We start from the raw sequence: 15,721 nt of genomic DNA, 5'->3' as shown, positions 1-15,721 counted from the left end.
GCGCTGCGAGACAGGACTCTACAGCAGCGCAGGCCCGGCGGTCGAACTCACCCAGGGTGCGCGGGCGGTCACGGTGCGGCCGCGTCGATCGCCTTCACGATCCGCTTGTCCGAGACGGGGTACGCCGTGCCGAGCGCGTGCGCGAAATAGCTGACCCGGAGCTCCTCCAGCATCCAGCGGATGTCCAGGACCTCCCGCGGTACGGGGCGGCCCTGCGGAAGTTGCTCAAGGAGCCAGGCGTACTCGTCCTGCATCTCGTGGACCTTCTCCATGCGCGAGGTGTCCCGCTGCACGTTCGTCGGCATCTGCTGGAGCCGGCGGTCGGCGGCCGTCATGTAGCGCATCAGGTCCGGCAGGCGGCGGATTCCCGTGGCCGTGACGAAGCCGGGGCCGATCAGCGCGTCCAACTGGCTGCGGACATCCGTGAGGTTGGGCAGCAGCGTCGGGCTCTTCGTCGACTTCAGGCGGCGCTCGCAGGCCTGCCAGGCGGCGAGGACCTGCTGGACCTGGGAGACCGTGCGGACCGTCGTGTCGACGATCTCCGCCCGCACCTTCTCGTACAGCTTGCGGTACGACTCCTCGTCCCAGGCGGGACCGCCGAAGTCGCCGATCAGCTTGTCCGCCGCCGCCATCGCGCAGTCGTCGAAGAGCGCCTGGATGGAGCCGTGCGGGTTCGCGGACAGGGCGATCTTCTGGGCGTTGGTCAGCTTGTCCGAGGCGAACTTGGCCGGATTCACCGGGATGTTGCGCAGGATGAGCCGACGCGTGCCCTTCCACATCGCCTGCTGCTGCTCGGCCTCGGTGTCGAAGAGGCGTACGGAGACGGTGTCGCCGTCGTCCACCAGGGCCGGGAAAGCCTTCACCGGCTGGCCGGCCCGTCGCGTCTCGAAGACGCGGCTGAGGGAGCCGATGGTCCAGTCCGTGAGGCCGGAGCGTTCGACGGCCGCTCCGCCGCTCCGCTCGGCCGTCGCGGCAGCCGCCTGGGAGAGCGCCTTGCGGGCCTTCGGGCGGAGCTGGAGCTTCAGCGCCTCCAGGTCCTTGTCCTCGGCGAGCTTCCTGCGCCGCTCGTCGGTGATCCGGAAGGTGATCTTCAGGTGGTCCGGCACGCGCGTGAGATCGAAGTCCTCCGGTGAGACGGGGACGCCGACCATCCGCTGGAGCTCGCGGGCGAGCGTCACGTGCAGCGGCTCCTGGAGGGGCACGGCCCGCTCCAGGAACGCCTTCGCGTAGTTGGGCGCGGGGACGTAGTGCCGGCGGACCGGCTTCGGCAGGGAGCGGATCAGCTCGATCACGACCTCCTCGCGCAGGCCCGGGATCTGCCAGTCGAAGCCGTCCGCCGTGACCTGGTTCAGGACCTGGAGCGGCACGTGCACCGTGACGCCGTCCGCGTCCGCGCCCGGCTCGAACTGGTACGTCACCTTGAACTTGAGCGGCCCCTGGCGCCACGAGTCGGGGTAGTCGTCCTTCGAGACGTCGCCCGCGCGCTCGTTGATGAGCATCGACCGCTCGAAGTCGAGCAGTTCGGGCTCTTCCCGCTGCTTCTTCTTCCACCAGGAGTCGAAGTGCGCGCCGGACACGACGTCCGCCGGCACCCGCTGGTCGTAGAAGTCGAAGAGCGTCTCGTCGTCCACGAGGATGTCGCGGCGACGGGCGCGGTGCTCCAGCTCCTCCACCTCGGTCAGGAGGCGGCGGTTGGCGGCGAAGAACTTGTGGTGGGTGCGCCAGTCGCCCTCGACGAGCGCGTTGCGGATGAACAGGTCGCGGGAGACCTCGGGGTCGATGCGGCCGTAGTTCACCTTGCGGTCGGTGACGAGCGGAACGCCGTACAGCGTCACCTTCTCGATCGCCATGACCGCGGCCTGGTCCTTCTCCCAGTGCGGCTCGCTGTACGTGCGCTTCAGGAGGTGCTGGGCGAGCGGCTCGACCCACTCGGGCTCGATCCGCGCGTTGACGCGGGCCCAGAGGCGGGAGGTCTCCACCAGCTCCGCGGACATGATGAAACGCGGGGGCTTCTTGAAGAGGGCGGACCCCGGGAAGACCGCGAACTTGGCGCCACGGGCGCCCAGATACTCGCCCCGGCCGCCGCCGCGCTGCTTGGGGTCCTTCTCCTTGCTCTCCTTCGACTCCTTCACGTCCTTCATCCCGATGTGGGAGAGCAGGCCGGCCAGGAGCGAGATGTGCACGTGCTGCTCGGGGGCGTCGTCCTCGTTCAGATGGATGCCCATCTGCTTGGCGACCGTACGCAGCTGCGTGTAGATGTCCTGCCACTCGCGGATGCGCAGGAAGTTGAGGTACTCCGCCTTGCACATCCGGCGGAAGGAGGACGAGCCGCGCTCCTTTTGCTGCTCGCGGACGTACCGCCACAGGTTGAGGAAGGCCAGGAAGTCGGACGTCTCGTCCTTGAAGCGGGCGTGCTGCTGGTCGGCCTGCGTCTGCTTCTCGGCGGGGCGTTCGCGCGGGTCCTGGATGGAGAGCGCGGCGGCGATCACCATGACCTCGCGTACGCAGCCGTTCTTGTCGGCCTCCAGGACCATGCGGGCCAGGCGCGGGTCGACGGGGAGCTGGCTGAGTTTGCGGCCCTGCTCGGTGAGGCGCTTCTTGGGGTCCTTCTGCGTCGGGTCAAGGGCGCCGAGTTCCTGGAGGAGCTGGACGCCGTCGCGGATGTTGCGGTGGTCCGGCGGGTCGATGAAGGGGAACTTCTCGATGTCGCCGAGACCGGCCGCCGTCATCTGCAGGATGACCGAGGCGAGGTTGGTGCGCAGGATCTCCGCGTCCGTGAACTCGGGGCGGGAGACGAAGTCGTCCTCCGAGTAGAGGCGGATGCAGATGCCGTCCGACGTACGCCCGCAGCGGCCCTTGCGCTGGTTGGCGCTGGCCTGGCTGATCGCCTCGATGGGCAGGCGCTGCACCTTCGTGCGGTGGCTGTAGCGGGAGATGCGGGCCGTGCCGGGGTCGATGACGTACTTGATGCCCGGAACGGTCAGGGAGGTCTCGGCGACGTTCGTCGCCAGAACGATCCTGCGCCCCGTGTGCTGCTGGAAGACGCGGTGCTGCTCGGCGTGCGAGAGGCGGGCGTAGAGGGGGAGGACCTCGGTGAACTTGTAGTTCTTCTTGTTGAGCGCGTCCGCGGTGTCCCGGATCTCGCGCTCCCCGGAGAGGAAGACGAGGATGTCGCCCTTGCCCTCGGCCTGGAGCTCCTCGACGGCGTCCGTGATCGCGGTGATCTGATCGCGGTCGCTGTCTTCCGCGTCCTCTTCCAGGAGCGGGCGATAGCGCACCTCGACGGGATACGTACGGCCGCTGACCTCGACGATCGGGGCGTCCCCGAAGTGTCTGGAGAACCGCTCCGGGTCGATCGTCGCCGAGGTGATGACGACCTTCAGGTCCGGGCGCTTGGGCAGCAGCTGGGCGAGATAGCCGAGCAGGAAGTCGATGTTCAGGGACCGCTCGTGGGCCTCGTCGATGATGATCGTGTCGTACGCGCGCAGCTCGCGGTCCGTCTGGATCTCGGCCAGCAGGATGCCGTCCGTCATCAGCTTCACGTACGTGTCCGCGCCCACCTGGTCGGTGAAGCGGACCTTCCAGCCGACGGCCTCGCCGAGCGGGGTGTTCAGCTCGTCGGCAACGCGCTCGGCGACCGTACGGGCGGCGATACGGCGGGGCTGCGTATGGCCGATCATGCCCCGGACACCACGCCCGAGTTCCATGCAGATCTTGGGGATCTGCGTGGTCTTGCCGGAGCCCGTCTCGCCCGCCACGATCACGACCTGGTGGTCGCGGATCGCCTCGGCGATGTCGTCCTTCTTCTGGCTGACCGGCAGCTCTTCGGGATACGTGATCTTGGGCAGGCGGCTGCCCCGCTCGGCCATCCGGGCCGCGGCCTTGTCGACGTCCGCCGCGATCTCGGCGAGGACGGCGGCTCGGGCCTCGGGCTTGCGGATCCGGCGCGCACCCTCGAGCCGGCGGCCGATCCGGTGCTCGTCGCGCAGCGACAGCTCGGACAGGCGCGGGGCGAGGGCGTCGAGGGTGAGGGCAGGCTGCGTAGACATAACGGCGTCCAGGATCTCACCCGCCGCTCGGACGTGGCGAACCGATTTCTCCGGCGGGGCGCGAGGGCACGTACGATTCCGGGCATGTCGTCCCGTACGCGTCTCTCGTGGTGCCCCTTGCTCGGGGTGCTGCTGGTCGTGCTCGGGGCGTTCTGCGGGCCCGCGGTGGCCGCGGAACCCGTGGCGAAGCCCACCGTGTCGGTGCAGGTCGAGGCGTCCGCGGGGGCGCCGGGCTGCGGCAAGGGCGGCCAGCATGACGCCGGTCAGGCCCCCGCCGCCCCGCCGCGCTCCAGTTCCGCGTACGAGCTGCTGCCCGCCCTACATCAGGCCCATGCCGCCTCCGGCGCGTGGGGCGTCGGGCAGACGGTGCCGGCCCTTGCGCCGGAGCGCGGGCCGCCGCCGCTCACGCCGCCCTCGCCCATAGATCTCTCGGTCCTGCGCGTTTAGAGGCCCCCGACTCGGGGCCCCACCAACCACGTACAGGAACAGAGAGAACTCCCTGATGCCCAAGAGCGACAACAGCAAAAAGAAGAAGAACATCGCCATCGGAGCCGGCGTGGCCCTCGCCGCCCTGCTCCTCGGCGCGGCCTCCTACAGCGCCACCAAGCCCGACGAGCCCTCCTCGGTCACCGCGAAGGAGGAGCCCGCCGCGGACGTCTCCGCCGACCCGCAGGCCGGGGTCTACCCGGAGCTGGCGAAGCTCGCCAGGCGCGACGGCAAGGACGCCCTCGCGCAGGGCCGCAAGGACGCGCCGGTCGTGCTCATCGAGTACGCCGACTTCAAGTGCGGCTACTGCGGCAAGTTCGCCCGCGACACCGAGCCGGGCCTGGTGAAGAAGTACGTCGAGGACGGCACCCTGCGCATCGAGTGGCGCAACTTCCCCATCTTCGGCGCGGACTCCGAGTCGGCCGCGCGGGGCGCGTGGGCCGCCGGACAGCAGGGCCGCTTCTGGCAGTTCCACGCGGCGGCCTACGCCGAGGACGCCAAGGACAAGGGCTTCGGGGACGAGCGCCTGAAGGAGCTGGCGAAGGAGGCCGGGGTCAAGGACATCGGCCGCTTCACGGACGACGCGGGCAGCGCCGCGGCCAAGGCGGCGGTGAAGAAGGACCAGGAGGAGGCGTACGGCCTGGGGGCCACCTCGACCCCGTCCTTCCTGGTCAACGGGCGGCCCATCTCGGGCGCCCAGCCGGACGAGGTCTTCGACCAGGCGATCGAGCAGGCGGCGAAGAGCGCGGGTGCCGGCTCCGGGTCGGCGGACAAGTGACCGCCGATGTCGGGTACTTCGCGGCGTTCCTCGGCGGCCTCCTCGCCCTGATCAGCCCCTGCAGCGCGCTGCTCCTGCCCGCCTTCTTCGCGTACTCGATCGACTCGGCCTCACGGCTGCTCGCGCGCACCGGCATCTTCTACGCCGGTCTCGCCACGACCCTCGTGCCGCTGGGCGCGGCGGGCTCGGTGGCCGGGCGGTTCTTCTTCGGACACCGGGACCAGCTCGTGCTCGTCGCCGGGTGGCTGATCATCGTGCTCGGCGTGCTCCAGGTCGTGGGCATGGGGTTCGCCTCGCGGAAGATGTCGGAGCTGTCGGGGCGCATCCGGCCGACGACCGCGGTCTCCGTGTACGCGCTGGGCGCGGTGTACGGGCTCGCGGGGTTCTGCGCGGGCCCGATCCTCGGCAGCGTCCTCACCGTGGCCGCGGTGAGCGGGAGCCCTGTCTACGGGGGACTGCTGCTCGCCGTGTACGCCCTGGGGATGGCGGTGCCGCTGTTCGTGCTCGCCCTGCTCTGGGAGCGGTTCGACCTCGGGCGGCGGCGGTGGCTGCGGGGGCGGACCTTCCGGATCGGCCGCTTCGAACTGCACACGACCTCGCTTCTGTCGGGGTTGTTCTTCGTGGCCCTCGGCGCCCTCTTCCTGGCGTACGACGGGACCACCGCGCTGCCGGGTCTCCTCGACGTGGACGACTCGTTCGCCGTGGAGCGGTGGGCCGGGGGCGTGGGGCGTGCCGTGCCGGACGCGGTGCTGCTCGTGGGTGTGGTGGCGCTGGTGGGCTTCTGGTTCGCGGTGCGGGCGTGGCGGAGGCGAGCGCCGGCGCGGACCCGGGCGCGGACTCCGGAGCGGACGAGTGGGCCGGTTGAGGCCGAGCAGGGGTGAGTCCGTTTCAGGTGTTTTAGCCTGATTCGTATGGCTGAACAGCTTGATCACGAAGAGCACCGGCACGGAGCCCATGGCGCGCACGGCGCCCACGGAAGGGCTCCCACCGGGCGTGAGCGGTGGTCGGCGTTCAAGGACTCGCCCTTCCTGCCCGCGGTCGTCCTCGTGTTCATCCTGGCGGCGGCCGCGGGGCTCTTCGCGGGCTCGTACACGTACTCCATGGCGAAGCCGACCCCGCACCACATCCCCACCGCGGTGGTCGGCGCCCAGGAGGCCACGCAGGGCAAGGCGTTCCTCGACGGCATGGAGAAGGCGCTGAACGCCTCCCTGGAGGTGCACGAGTACGACAGCGTCGCCGCGGCGCGCGACGCGGTGGCGGAGCAGAAAGTCTTCGCGATCCTCGCGGTGGCTCCGGGGGACAAGGTGACGTTCGACGTCTCGGGCGCTTCCGGCGCTTCGGTCGCCCAGGTGCTCGCGGAGGCCGCGCCGAAGGTGGGCAAGGAGGTGGGGGTGCCGGTGACGGTGAAGGACATCAGGCCCCTCCAGGAGGGCGACCCGCGAGGGCTCGCGATCTTCTACATCTCGCTCGCCGCGGTGATCATCGGCTTCGTCGGGGCGATCCAGCTGAGCGTGCACGCCCGGGGGCTGAATCCGGCCGAGCGGATCGCCTTCACCATCCTCTACTCGCTGCTCGGCGGGTTCGTGATCGCGGCGGTGGTGGACTGGTGGCTGGGGGCGGTGGATCTGCCGTTCGTCGAGTCGTGGCTGATCCTGGCGCTGACGATGTTCGCGTCGGGGATGGTCTTCACGATGTTCAACACGCTGTTCGGGCGCTGGGCGATGATCCCGACGTGGGGCCTGATGGTGCTCCTGGGCAACCCGTCGTCGGGCGGCGCGGTGTCCTGGCCCCTGCTCCCCTCGGTGCTCGGCCACATCGGGCGGTGGCTGCCGCCGGGGGCGTCGGTGAACGCGCAGCACACGGCGGTGTACTTCGGCAGCCACCAGCACGCGTTCCCGTTCCTGGTCCTCGCGGGATGGGCGGTCCTCGCGTCCGCGGTGTTCTGGGTCTGGCGGCACCGGCATCCGGGCGGACGGGAGAGGCCCGCGGCCCATGCGGCTGCTCCGGCGGGGTGAACGGGAGCGGGAGGGGCGAGGTACCAGGCGAGGGAACGCGAAAGGCCCCGTCCACTGGACGGGGCCTTCGAAGAGGTGGCTGGGGCCGGGATCGAACCGGCGACCTATCGCTTTTCAGGCGATCGCTCGTACCAACTGAGCTACCCAGCCACGCGATCCGCGTGGAATCGCAAGCGGTCCTGACGGGATTTGAACCCGCGGCCTCCACCTTGACAGGGTGGCGAGCACTCCAAACTGCTCCACAGGACCAAGCATTGTGCGAGCACTAGTCTCGCACAAGGTGTTGCGTGCCCCCAACGGGATTCGAACCCGTGCTACCGCCTTGAAAGGGCGGCGTCCTGGGCCACTAGACGATGAGGGCTAAGGGCCCACCTGGGCGCTTTGCAGCGCGTCGGGGACGTGAGAAGCATATGGGATGCGGGGAGCTATCGCCAAAACGGTTATCGGGGGGCCGGGGAACCGCTCCCCGGGGAGCGCCCCGGAGGGGCCGGCGAGGGGGTCGCGCCGGGCTGGTTCTCCTTCGGCAGATGGCGGCTGACCTCGGCCTTCGTCAGCCCGAGACCGCCCAGTTTGATCTCGTCCCAGGCCTGGAGCCGCCGGGTCTCCCGGTCCAGGTAGAGCACCGACGTCTCGACCGGGTCGGGGTACTTGCCCTCCACCGCGCGGAGTCCGCTGCCACCCGTGGACCCCTCGATGCGCAGCCGGGTCCCGCCGTCCATGACCTCCATCTCCGAGTGGTGGACGTGGCCCGCCAGGACGAGCGGAACCTCGCCGTCCGTCTCCCTCGCGGCATCGGGGTTGTGCGCGACGGCCACGTCCACGGGGGTGCCGGCCGCCTGCTGGTCGCGCAGGGCGGAGGCGAGGCGGATGCCCGCCATCTCCTCGGCGGGCTTGCCCTCCGCCGCCACCGAGCGGTCCGGGGTGTACTGCGGATCGCCCGTCCCGGCGAACCGCAGGCCCGCGACCGACACGGCCCTGCCCTCGTCGAGTACGTGGACGTTCTTCATGCGCTGGAGGTAGCGCTGGGTGGTGGCCGAGTCGTGGTTGCCGCGGACCCAGACGTACGGGGCGCCCAGGTCCTCGATCGGGTCCAGGAAGGCGTTCTCGGCGGCGCTCCCGTGGTCCATCGTGTCGCCGGAGTCGACGATGACGTTGATGTCGTACTGCTCCACCAGCGAGGAGATGATCTTCCAGCTCGCCGGGTTGAGGTGGATGTCCGAGACGTGCAGGACGCGGATCGTGGACGGGTCCGGCTGGTAGGCGGGGAGCGTCGACGTCACGTCGTACAGCTTCGTCACGTTGGTGACCAGACGCGCCAACTCCTGCTGGTAGACGTCGAACTCGCTCACGATGCTGCGTGCGTTGCCGACCACCGACGGCGCGCTGCTGAGGAGGCCGGAGAACTTCGGCTCCAGGACGGACTTCGGGTTCCACGTCGCGTACGCCGCCGCGCCCGACGCGGCGAGCAGGGCCAGCGCGAGACCGCCCGCCGCGAGGGCCCGGCGCGGGCGCCGGTAGACCGCGAGGCCCAGCGTCGTGGCGCCCGCGACGACGGCGGCGCAGGAGCGTGCGGCCAGGTCGAGCGTGCCGTGCCCGACGTCCTTGGCCACCTCGTCCTGGAGTCCCGCGATCCGCTCGGGGTGGTCGACCAGGGCCTGGGAGCGGACCGGGTCGAGCCGGTCCACGTCCACGTCCAGGCGGATGGGTGCGATGTGCGAGCGCAGTTCGAGGGCGCCCAGCGGAGAGACGTCGATCTTCGTGCCGCCGGTGAGCGAGGGGCGCAGCGTCATCCGCGTGTCCATGGGCCCCACGGGCGCGTGCACGCTGCCGACGATCAGCAGGCCCAGCCAGGCGCCGAACAGGACCACCGCGACCAGACCCAGGGCGCGGACGTAGGGATGCGGAGGGCTGATGAGCTCGCCCACCGGACGTGGGTGGCGGGATCGGTAGTGGCGTACGAGGGCGGCGGGCGCACGGAAGTCGCGAAGCCGGACCATTGGGGCCGTATGCCCATGGGGAGGGGCGGCCATGCGGGGCGGTGGCCGACAATGGGGGTGTGCTGGAGATGACGCGGGAAGAGTTCGAGGAACTGGTCGCCGAGGCGCTCGACCGGATTCCTCCCGAGTTGACGCGGTTGATGGACAACGTGGCGGTGTTCGTGGAGGACGAACCACCGGCCGAGGACCCCGAGCTGCTCGGGCTCTACGAGGGAACTCCCCTGACGGACCGGGGCGAGTGGTACGCGGGAGTGCTGCCGGACCGGATCACGATCTACCGGGGGCCGACGCTGCGCATGTGCGAGTCGCGCGAGGACGTGGTCGCGGAGACCGAGATCACCGTCGTGCACGAAGTCGCACATCACTTCGGGATCGACGACGAGCGCCTGCACGCCCTGGGCTACGGCTGACGGAAGGCGGCAGGTCCGTCCGCCGGTCCGTGTCCTCTTGCGGGGCAAGGGAGTTGGGTAGGGCGTCCCCGCTTCTCAGCGCCTCGGAGGTGCTAGGCCGTGCGCCAGTTGTACGTTCCTGTCCGGTTGGCCGCGGCGGCGGTGGCCGTCATGGCGACCGCGGGCTGCATGAGCATCGGTGACGACGACGGCGGCGGTGAGCCGGGGCCCGCGCGGTCCGTCGGCGAGCGCAGCGCGGCGGCCGCCCCGGACGGCGGAGGTGCCACGCCGGGCGCGGACTCCGCCGGTGGCGGCGGAAAGGGCCGCGACGACGCGAAGGGCGGCAAACGCGGCAAGGGCGGCAAGGGGAAGAGCAAGGGCGAGGGGGATTCGGGCGCGCCCGGCGGGTCCGGTTCCGACGCCGCCCGGGCCTCGGCCTCCGCGTCCGGCGGCGGCGACCCCGCCCCGCCGACGGGCGACGGGCGCCCCTCGCCCACCAGGACCAAGCCCGACGCGCCGCGCCCCACGCCGACGCCCGACCCCCCGAAGCCGACCCCGACGCCGACTCCCGAGCCCACCCCGGAGCCCTCGTCGTCGGCGCACGAGCCTCCGAAGCAGGACACTCAGCTCGGGGAGCGGTCGGAGGGGCTCAGTTCCCGCGAACCTTCCCCGGAGGCGGGGCCCGCCTAGGGTTCCGAAACCCGCTTCGTCGCAGGTGAGGCAGGCCGTAAGGGGTGGAATCCAAGGTGCCCCAGAGGGTGCGGTTTGCCTTCGAGGGGGTTGGGTGCGTATGGTGGTAGATCGTTTGATCCCATTTGCCCGGCGCCGAAAAAGAAGAGCGCCGCGTGGCGCGTACTCTCCCTTGCCGTGGCTGACCGCATCGAGGCGGTCCATTGCGAAATCACGGAGTTGACGGGCGCGTGCCGAGACTCCGGAAGGTTTCGCATTTCGCATGTCCATTTCTCACTCTGACCACGCCGTCCTGCCCGAGAACGAGACGACCGACGAGCTGACGGCTCAGGCCGTCACCGAGGCCGTCGAGACGGTCCAGGCCACCGACGTCGCCGACGTCGTGGAGGCCGCCGAGCAGGTCGTCGTGGAGACCGAGGTGGCCGCCGAGGCCGCCGCCGAGGTCGAAGAAGCCGCCGAAGAGGCGGAGACCGGTCCCACCTTCGGTGACCTCGGACTGCCCGAGGGCATCGTCCGCAAGCTCGCCCAGAACGGCGTGACCTCCCCCTTCCCGATCCAGGCCGCGACCATCCCGGACGCCCTGGCCGGCAAGGACATCCTCGGCCGTGGCCGCACCGGCTCCGGCAAGACCCTCTCCTTCGGCCTGCCGATGCTGGCGACGCTGGCCTCCGAGGGCCGCACCGAGAAGAAGAAGCCCCGCGGCGTCATCCTCACGCCGACGCGTGAGCTCGCGATGCAGGTCGCGGACGCGCTCCAGCCGTACGGCGACGTGCTCGGTCTGAAGATGAAGGTCGTCTGCGGCGGTACGTCGATGGGCAACCAGATCTACGCGCTCGAGCGCGGCGTCGACATCCTCGTCGCCACCCCGGGCCGTCTGCGCGACATCATCAGCCGTGGCGCCTGCTCCCTCGAGAACACCCAGATCGCGGTGCTCGACGAGGCCGACCAGATGTCCGACCTGGGCTTCCTGCCCGAGGTCACCGAGCTGCTCGACCAGGTTCCGTCCGGCGGCCAGCGCATGCTGTTCTCGGCCACGATGGAGAACGAGATCTCCACGCTGGTCAAGCGCTACCTGAACAACCCGGTCACGCACGAGGTCGACAGCGCCCAGGGCAACGTCACGACCATGACCCACCACATCCTGATCGTGAAGCCCCGCGACAAGGCGCCCGTCACGGCCGCCATCGCCTCGCGCAAGGGCCGCACGATCATCTTCGTCCGCACCCAGCTGGGCGCGGACCGCATCGCCGAGCAGCTCTGCGAGTCCGGCGTGAAGGCCGACGCGCTGCACGGCGGCATGACGCAGGGCGCTCGTACGCGCGTTCTTGAGGACTTCAAGAAGGGCTACGTCAACGCGCTCGTCGCCACCGACGTCGCCGCGCGCGGCATCCACGTCGACGGCATCGACCTGGTCCTGAACGTGGACCCGGCCGGCGACCACAAGGACTACCTGCACCGCTCGGGTCGTACGGCCCGCGCCGGCCGCAGCGGCACGGTCGTCTCCCTCTCGCTCCCGCACCAGCGCCGCCAGATCTTCCGCCTGATGGAGGACGCGGGCGTCGACGCCACGCGTCACATCATCAACGGCGGCGGCACCTTCGACCCGGAGGTCGCCGAGATCACCGGCGCCCGTTCGATGACCGAGGTGCAGGCCGACTCCGCGGGCAACGCGGCGACGCAGGCCGAGCGTGAGGTCAAGGACCTCACCAAGGAGCTGGAGCGCGCGACGCGACGCGCGACGGAGCTGCGCGAGGAGGCCTCGCGTCTCACCGCGCGTGCCGCCCGCGAGCGTGGCGACGACCCGGAGACCGCGGTCGCCGAGGCCACCGCCGCCGCCGAGGCCGAGGTCGAGGCCGCTGTCTCCGTGCCGGAGCAGCCCGCGGCCGCTCCTCGCGAGGAGCGTCGTCCGCAGCGTGACGAGCGCGGCAACTACGAGCGTGAGCGCCGCGACGACCGCGGTGGCCGTTCCTTCGAGCGCCGTGACGACCGTGCGTCGGGTGGCTTCCGTGGCGGCGACCGCCGTGAGGGCGGCTTCCGCGGTGGCGACCGTCGTGAGGGTGGCGGCTTCAACCGTGACCGCAACGACCGTCCCTCGGGCGGCTTCCGTGGCGGTGACCGTCGTGAGGGCGGCGGCGGTTTCAACCGTGACCGCAACGACCGTGGTGGCTCCGGCTTCCGCCGCGACGACCGTCCCTCCGGCGGCGACCGTGGTGGCTTCCGTGGCGGCGACCGTCGTGAGGGTGGCGGCTTCAACCGCGACCGCAACGACCGTCCCTCGGGCGGCTTCCGTGGCGGTGACCGTCGTGAGGGTGGCGGCGGTTTCAACCGTGACCGCAACGACCGTGGTGGCTCCGGCTTCCGCCGCGACGACCGCCCCTCCGGCGGCCACCGTGGCAGCGACCGTCCGTTCAACCGCGACCGCCGCGACGACCGCCCCGCGGGCGGCTCGGGCGGCTTCCGCTCCGGCGGCCACGACCGCCCGTCGTACAACCGCAACTCGGGCACGTCCGGCACCGGCACGGGCACCGGCTCCTTCGGCCGCCGCGACGACAAGCCGCGCTGGAAGCGCAACGGCTGACGCCTGCTGAACAGTTGAACCGAAGGGCCCGCACAGCTTTGCTGTGCGGGCCCTTCGGCGTGCGCGGGTTCCGCGGGCCGTATCGATGTCAGTACGTGCTGTTACCTTCGGGCTTGATCGAAGCGGTGGTCCGGTGGGGAGCCGGGCCCCAAGGGAGGGGACCCCGTGATTCGTCATGCCTTCGTACACAGCGCGGTGGCTGTCGCGCTCGCGTCATCGGCCGTCGTCGCCACGCCGTGGGCGGCCGCGGCGGCGGAGAACAGGCCACCGGACCAGCCGGTGCTGTCGCGGTTCGCAAATGACACCGAGGAGCCGGCGAAGCCGTCCGTGTCGTCACCGGAGTATCCCGACGACACGGAGTCCTGGCACGACGGAGTGGGCGCGTACGGCACGTTCACGGTCGACTCCTCGTCGGACGACACCGTGTCGTACGTCTACAACTTCACGGGCGAGAAGCGGCGGACGGCCGAGCCGAAGGAGCCGGGGGGCCCGGTCGAGCTGCGTTGGATGCCGAAGTCGTCCGGCGTGCACCAGCTTTCGGTCCAGGCGATCGACCGGGCGGGCAACGCGAGCGGACCGGTCAACTATGTGTTCCGGGTGGCCAGTGGCCGCACGCCCGTCGCGGGGTGGAAACTCGCCGACCCCTCGGGTTCGGATCGGGCCGACGCCACAGCGGGCGGCGGGCCCGCCGAAGCGGTCGGGTCCGTCACCTTCGGCGCCGAAGGGCCGTCCCGCACCGACGTGAAGTCCGCGGTGGAACTGGACGGTTCGGACGGCGGCCATCTCACGTCGGGTGCTCCGGCGGTGGACGCCAAAAAGGCGTTCGCGGTCAGCGCGTGGGTGCGTCCGGGGGAGGCGGGCCGGGACATGACGGCGGTGAGCCAGAGCGGTGACGGGGCGCCCGCGTTCGCTCTCGGGGCGGATGCAGAAGGGAACTGGTCCTTCTCGCTCGGTGGGGGCACGCCGGTCCGTGCGAAGGGCGGGCTCCCCGAGAGCGGGGAATGGGCGCACCTGACGGGTGTGTACGACCCGGTGGAGCGGACGGCGCGCCTCTATGTGAACGGCCGCCTCGTCGACACGGCGGAGGACGCCTCGTCACCCGGTGGTACCGGAGTCCTGCAGATCGGCCGGGGGCTCGGCGCCGATGGCCAGGGTGGGGCCTGGGACGGCCGGATCGCCGCCGTACAGGTGTGGGACCGGGTGGTCGTCCCGGCGGAGGCAGCGGCACTCGGGAAGCGCGCGACCGCTCGGGAGGGGCACTGGCAGTTCGACGAGTCGGCTGGGGGAGCCAGCCCGGAGCGCGACGGCCGGCAGCCGATGAAGCTGGGCGGGGACGCCCGGATTCACCGCGACGACAGCGACTGCGGCCTCGACCCGGAATGCGTTCCCGGCGAGATACCGATGGTGGGGGAGGGCCAGCTGAAGCTCGACGGTGAGGGTGATTACGCGGCGACGGCCGGCCCGGTGGTCGACACGGGTGACAGCTTCTCGCTGGCGGCGCATGTGCAGCTGGATCCCGCGGCCGAGGGCCGCACGATGACGGTTCTGTCGCTTCCGGGCGAGCAGACGGACCTCGCCGCGCTGCGCTACACGCCGGAGCAGCAGAGCTGGGAGCTGACGCTGGCCCATGAGGACCGGGCCGGAGCGGAGACGACGAAGCTGACGGCGGACAACGACTGGGCGTCGAGCGGTGAGCCCCATCACCTGGCGGTGGTGTACGACGACGGTGCCGACGAGATCCTGCTGTACGTGGACGGACATCTGTCGGCCAAGGCGCCGTTCCACCGCGGTCTTCGGGCCACGGGAGGGCTGCAGGTCGGTCGTGCCGGGCAGGCGGAAGGTGGGAGCGAGTATCTGCACGGCGCCGTCGACGACGTGCAGGCCTACGCGGGAGCGCTGAGTGAGCAGCAGGTGGCGGTGCTGCGCGCCGGAGGTACGGCGGCCTGACCGGCAGGCACGACAAGGAATCGCGTAAACCGGCTAACTCCCCACCGCCCGAAGCGCGTTCCCTGCGCGTGTGGCGGCTGTTCCGGGCCCGTCGTGGAGTGTGCGACGGGCCCGGGTGGTGATACCCGATCGGATGGACGGGCCTCTGCGGCTATGCTCGTGGGGTGCGTCCGCACGGACCGTTAGCTCAATTGGCAGAGCAGTGGACTTTTAATCCATTGGTTGTGGGTTCGAGTCCCACACGGTCTACCGAGAAGGCCCAGGTCGGGGAGTTCCCCGAGCTGGGCCTTCGGTGTGTTCTGGGGTGTTCAGGCGGGCAGTGCGGCGCGGGCGTGGTCGATGACGTTGCCGTTGGAGCAGTTGTTGGCGTGGTCGCCCACCCAGTCTCCGAGGACCGGCACCACCGCGACTTCCTGGAGGCACACGGCGGATGCCGTGAAGTTCCAGGCGTTGGCGGCGTCCACGCCGCCGCCGAAGTTGGAGTCGTTGTCGGCGTGGGCCGGTGCCGCCATGGCGAGAGAGCCGATGACCAGCATGCCTGCGGTGATGATCTTCTTCATGAGCTGGCCAACGACGCCCGGCCCGCAGCGTCACGCGCCTCGTTCCCATGGCTCCGTTTGCAGGCCGTTCGCAACCGGTTCGCTTTCACTCCCCCTGATGGCGTAGAGTTGCATTCAACGGCGCGGGGTGGAGCAGCTCGGTAGCTCGCTGGGCTCATAACCCAGAGGTCGCAGGTTCAAATCCTGTCCCCGCTACTAAAGACCGAAGGCCCGGATCCAGAAATGGATTCGG

11 protein-coding genes and 5 tRNA genes are annotated in these 15,721 nt (G+C 70.6%); 10 read left to right on the top strand and 6 right to left on the bottom strand.

Going from position 1 to position 15,721, the window contains the following annotated elements:
- Positions 1–68: 68 nt before the first annotated feature.
- Positions 69–4,049: an ATP-dependent RNA helicase HrpA gene (gene hrpA / locus ACWFRU_RS32275; RefSeq protein WP_453691661.1), complete on the bottom strand. Its 3,981-nt coding sequence runs from the start codon at positions 4,047–4,049 to the stop codon at positions 69–71.
- A gap of 84 nt (positions 4,050–4,133) precedes the next feature.
- On the opposite strand from hrpA, the gene ACWFRU_RS32270 reads away from it, so the two are divergent.
- The 4 genes from ACWFRU_RS32270 to ACWFRU_RS32255 are packed head-to-tail and all read left to right on the top strand — an operon-like array spanning position 4,134 to position 7,328.
- A complete protein-coding gene (locus tag ACWFRU_RS32270; RefSeq protein ID WP_453691660.1) occupies positions 4,134–4,496 on the top strand; it encodes a hypothetical protein in 363 nt (120 codons plus the stop codon).
- A gap of 55 nt (positions 4,497–4,551) precedes the next feature.
- Positions 4,552–5,313: a DsbA family protein gene (locus ACWFRU_RS32265; protein ID WP_453691658.1), complete on the top strand. Its 762-nt coding sequence runs from the start codon at positions 4,552–4,554 to the stop codon at positions 5,311–5,313.
- Positions 5,310–6,194 carry a cytochrome c biogenesis CcdA family protein gene (locus ACWFRU_RS32260; protein WP_453691657.1) on the top strand — a complete coding sequence of 295 codons (885 nt, stop codon included), beginning with the start codon at positions 5,310–5,312 and terminating at the stop codon, positions 6,192–6,194. Before ACWFRU_RS32265 ends, ACWFRU_RS32260 begins: the two co-directional genes overlap by 4 nt.
- A 30-nt stretch (positions 6,195–6,224) precedes the next feature.
- Entirely contained in the window at positions 6,225–7,328 is a 1,104-nt protein-coding gene (locus tag ACWFRU_RS32255) for an ABC transporter permease (protein ID WP_453691656.1), read from the top strand.
- A 76-nt stretch (positions 7,329–7,404) separates the two neighbouring features.
- Here the strand turns inward: ACWFRU_RS32255 and ACWFRU_RS32250 are convergent.
- From ACWFRU_RS32250 to ACWFRU_RS32235, 4 genes are all read right to left on the bottom strand, one after another.
- Positions 7,405–7,478: transfer RNA gene (locus ACWFRU_RS32250), tRNA-Phe, on the bottom strand.
- Positions 7,479–7,502: 24 nt separating this feature from the next.
- A tRNA-Asp gene (locus tag ACWFRU_RS32245) sits at positions 7,503–7,577 on the bottom strand.
- A gap of 39 nt (positions 7,578–7,616) precedes the next feature.
- Positions 7,617–7,689: transfer RNA gene (locus tag ACWFRU_RS32240), tRNA-Glu, on the bottom strand.
- Between the two features lie 79 nt (positions 7,690–7,768).
- On the bottom strand, positions 7,769–9,325 hold the full coding sequence (locus ACWFRU_RS32235; protein WP_453691655.1) for a metallophosphoesterase family protein: 1,557 nt from the start codon (positions 9,323–9,325) through the stop codon (positions 7,769–7,771).
- A gap of 59 nt (positions 9,326–9,384) precedes the next feature.
- Here ACWFRU_RS32235 and ACWFRU_RS32230 point away from each other — a divergent pair, with 59 nt between their 5' ends.
- The 5 genes from ACWFRU_RS32230 to ACWFRU_RS32210 all read left to right on the top strand — a co-directional run bounded on the left by ACWFRU_RS32230 (position 9,385) and on the right by ACWFRU_RS32210 (position 15,178).
- A complete protein-coding gene (locus ACWFRU_RS32230) occupies positions 9,385–9,735 on the top strand; it encodes a metallopeptidase family protein (protein WP_190082831.1) in 351 nt (116 codons plus the stop codon).
- Between the two features lie 99 nt (positions 9,736–9,834).
- Positions 9,835–10,404: a hypothetical protein gene (locus tag ACWFRU_RS32225; RefSeq protein ID WP_453691653.1), complete on the top strand. Its 570-nt coding sequence runs from the start codon at positions 9,835–9,837 to the stop codon at positions 10,402–10,404.
- Between the two features lie 262 nt (positions 10,405–10,666).
- A complete protein-coding gene (locus ACWFRU_RS32220) occupies positions 10,667–12,982 on the top strand; it encodes a DEAD/DEAH box helicase (RefSeq protein ID WP_453691651.1) in 2,316 nt (771 codons plus the stop codon).
- A gap of 165 nt (positions 12,983–13,147) precedes the next feature.
- Positions 13,148–14,929 (top strand): LamG-like jellyroll fold domain-containing protein, encoded by a 1,782-nt coding sequence (locus ACWFRU_RS32215; protein WP_453691650.1) that lies wholly within the window; start codon positions 13,148–13,150, stop codon positions 14,927–14,929.
- Positions 14,930–15,105: 176 nt separating this feature from the next.
- Positions 15,106–15,178: transfer RNA gene (locus ACWFRU_RS32210), tRNA-Lys, on the top strand.
- A gap of 59 nt (positions 15,179–15,237) precedes the next feature.
- On the opposite strand, the gene ACWFRU_RS32205 is transcribed toward ACWFRU_RS32210, so the two are convergent.
- Positions 15,238–15,489 (bottom strand): hypothetical protein, encoded by a 252-nt coding sequence (locus ACWFRU_RS32205; protein ID WP_453691649.1) that lies wholly within the window; start codon positions 15,487–15,489, stop codon positions 15,238–15,240.
- Between the two features lie 121 nt (positions 15,490–15,610).
- Between ACWFRU_RS32205 and ACWFRU_RS32200 the strand changes: the two genes are divergently transcribed.
- Positions 15,611–15,684: transfer RNA gene (locus ACWFRU_RS32200), tRNA-Met, on the top strand.
- Positions 15,685–15,721: the final 37 nt, after the last annotated feature.

The sequence above is a fragment of the Streptomyces sp. NPDC055099 genome, from assembly GCF_053607685.1.
Note: the sequence above shows the minus strand (reverse complement) of the source record. Positions and strands in the feature narration are given on the sequence as shown.

Coding starts and splice junctions, on each gene's coding strand:
- hrpA (WP_453691661.1), bottom strand. CDS start 4,049: ATGTCTACGCAGCCTGCCCTCACCCTCGACGCCCTCGCCCCGCGCCTG.
- ACWFRU_RS32270 (WP_453691660.1), top strand. CDS start 4,134: ATGTCGTCCCGTACGCGTCTCTCGTGGTGCCCCTTGCTCGGGGTGCTG.
- ACWFRU_RS32265 (WP_453691658.1), top strand. CDS start 4,552: ATGCCCAAGAGCGACAACAGCAAAAAGAAGAAGAACATCGCCATCGGA.
- ACWFRU_RS32255 (WP_453691656.1), top strand. CDS start 6,225: ATGGCTGAACAGCTTGATCACGAAGAGCACCGGCACGGAGCCCATGGC.
- ACWFRU_RS32235 (WP_453691655.1), bottom strand. CDS start 9,325: ATGGTCCGGCTTCGCGACTTCCGTGCGCCCGCCGCCCTCGTACGCCAC.
- ACWFRU_RS32220 (WP_453691651.1), top strand. CDS start 10,667: ATGTCCATTTCTCACTCTGACCACGCCGTCCTGCCCGAGAACGAGACG.
- ACWFRU_RS32205 (WP_453691649.1), bottom strand. CDS start 15,489: ATGAAGAAGATCATCACCGCAGGCATGCTGGTCATCGGCTCTCTCGCC.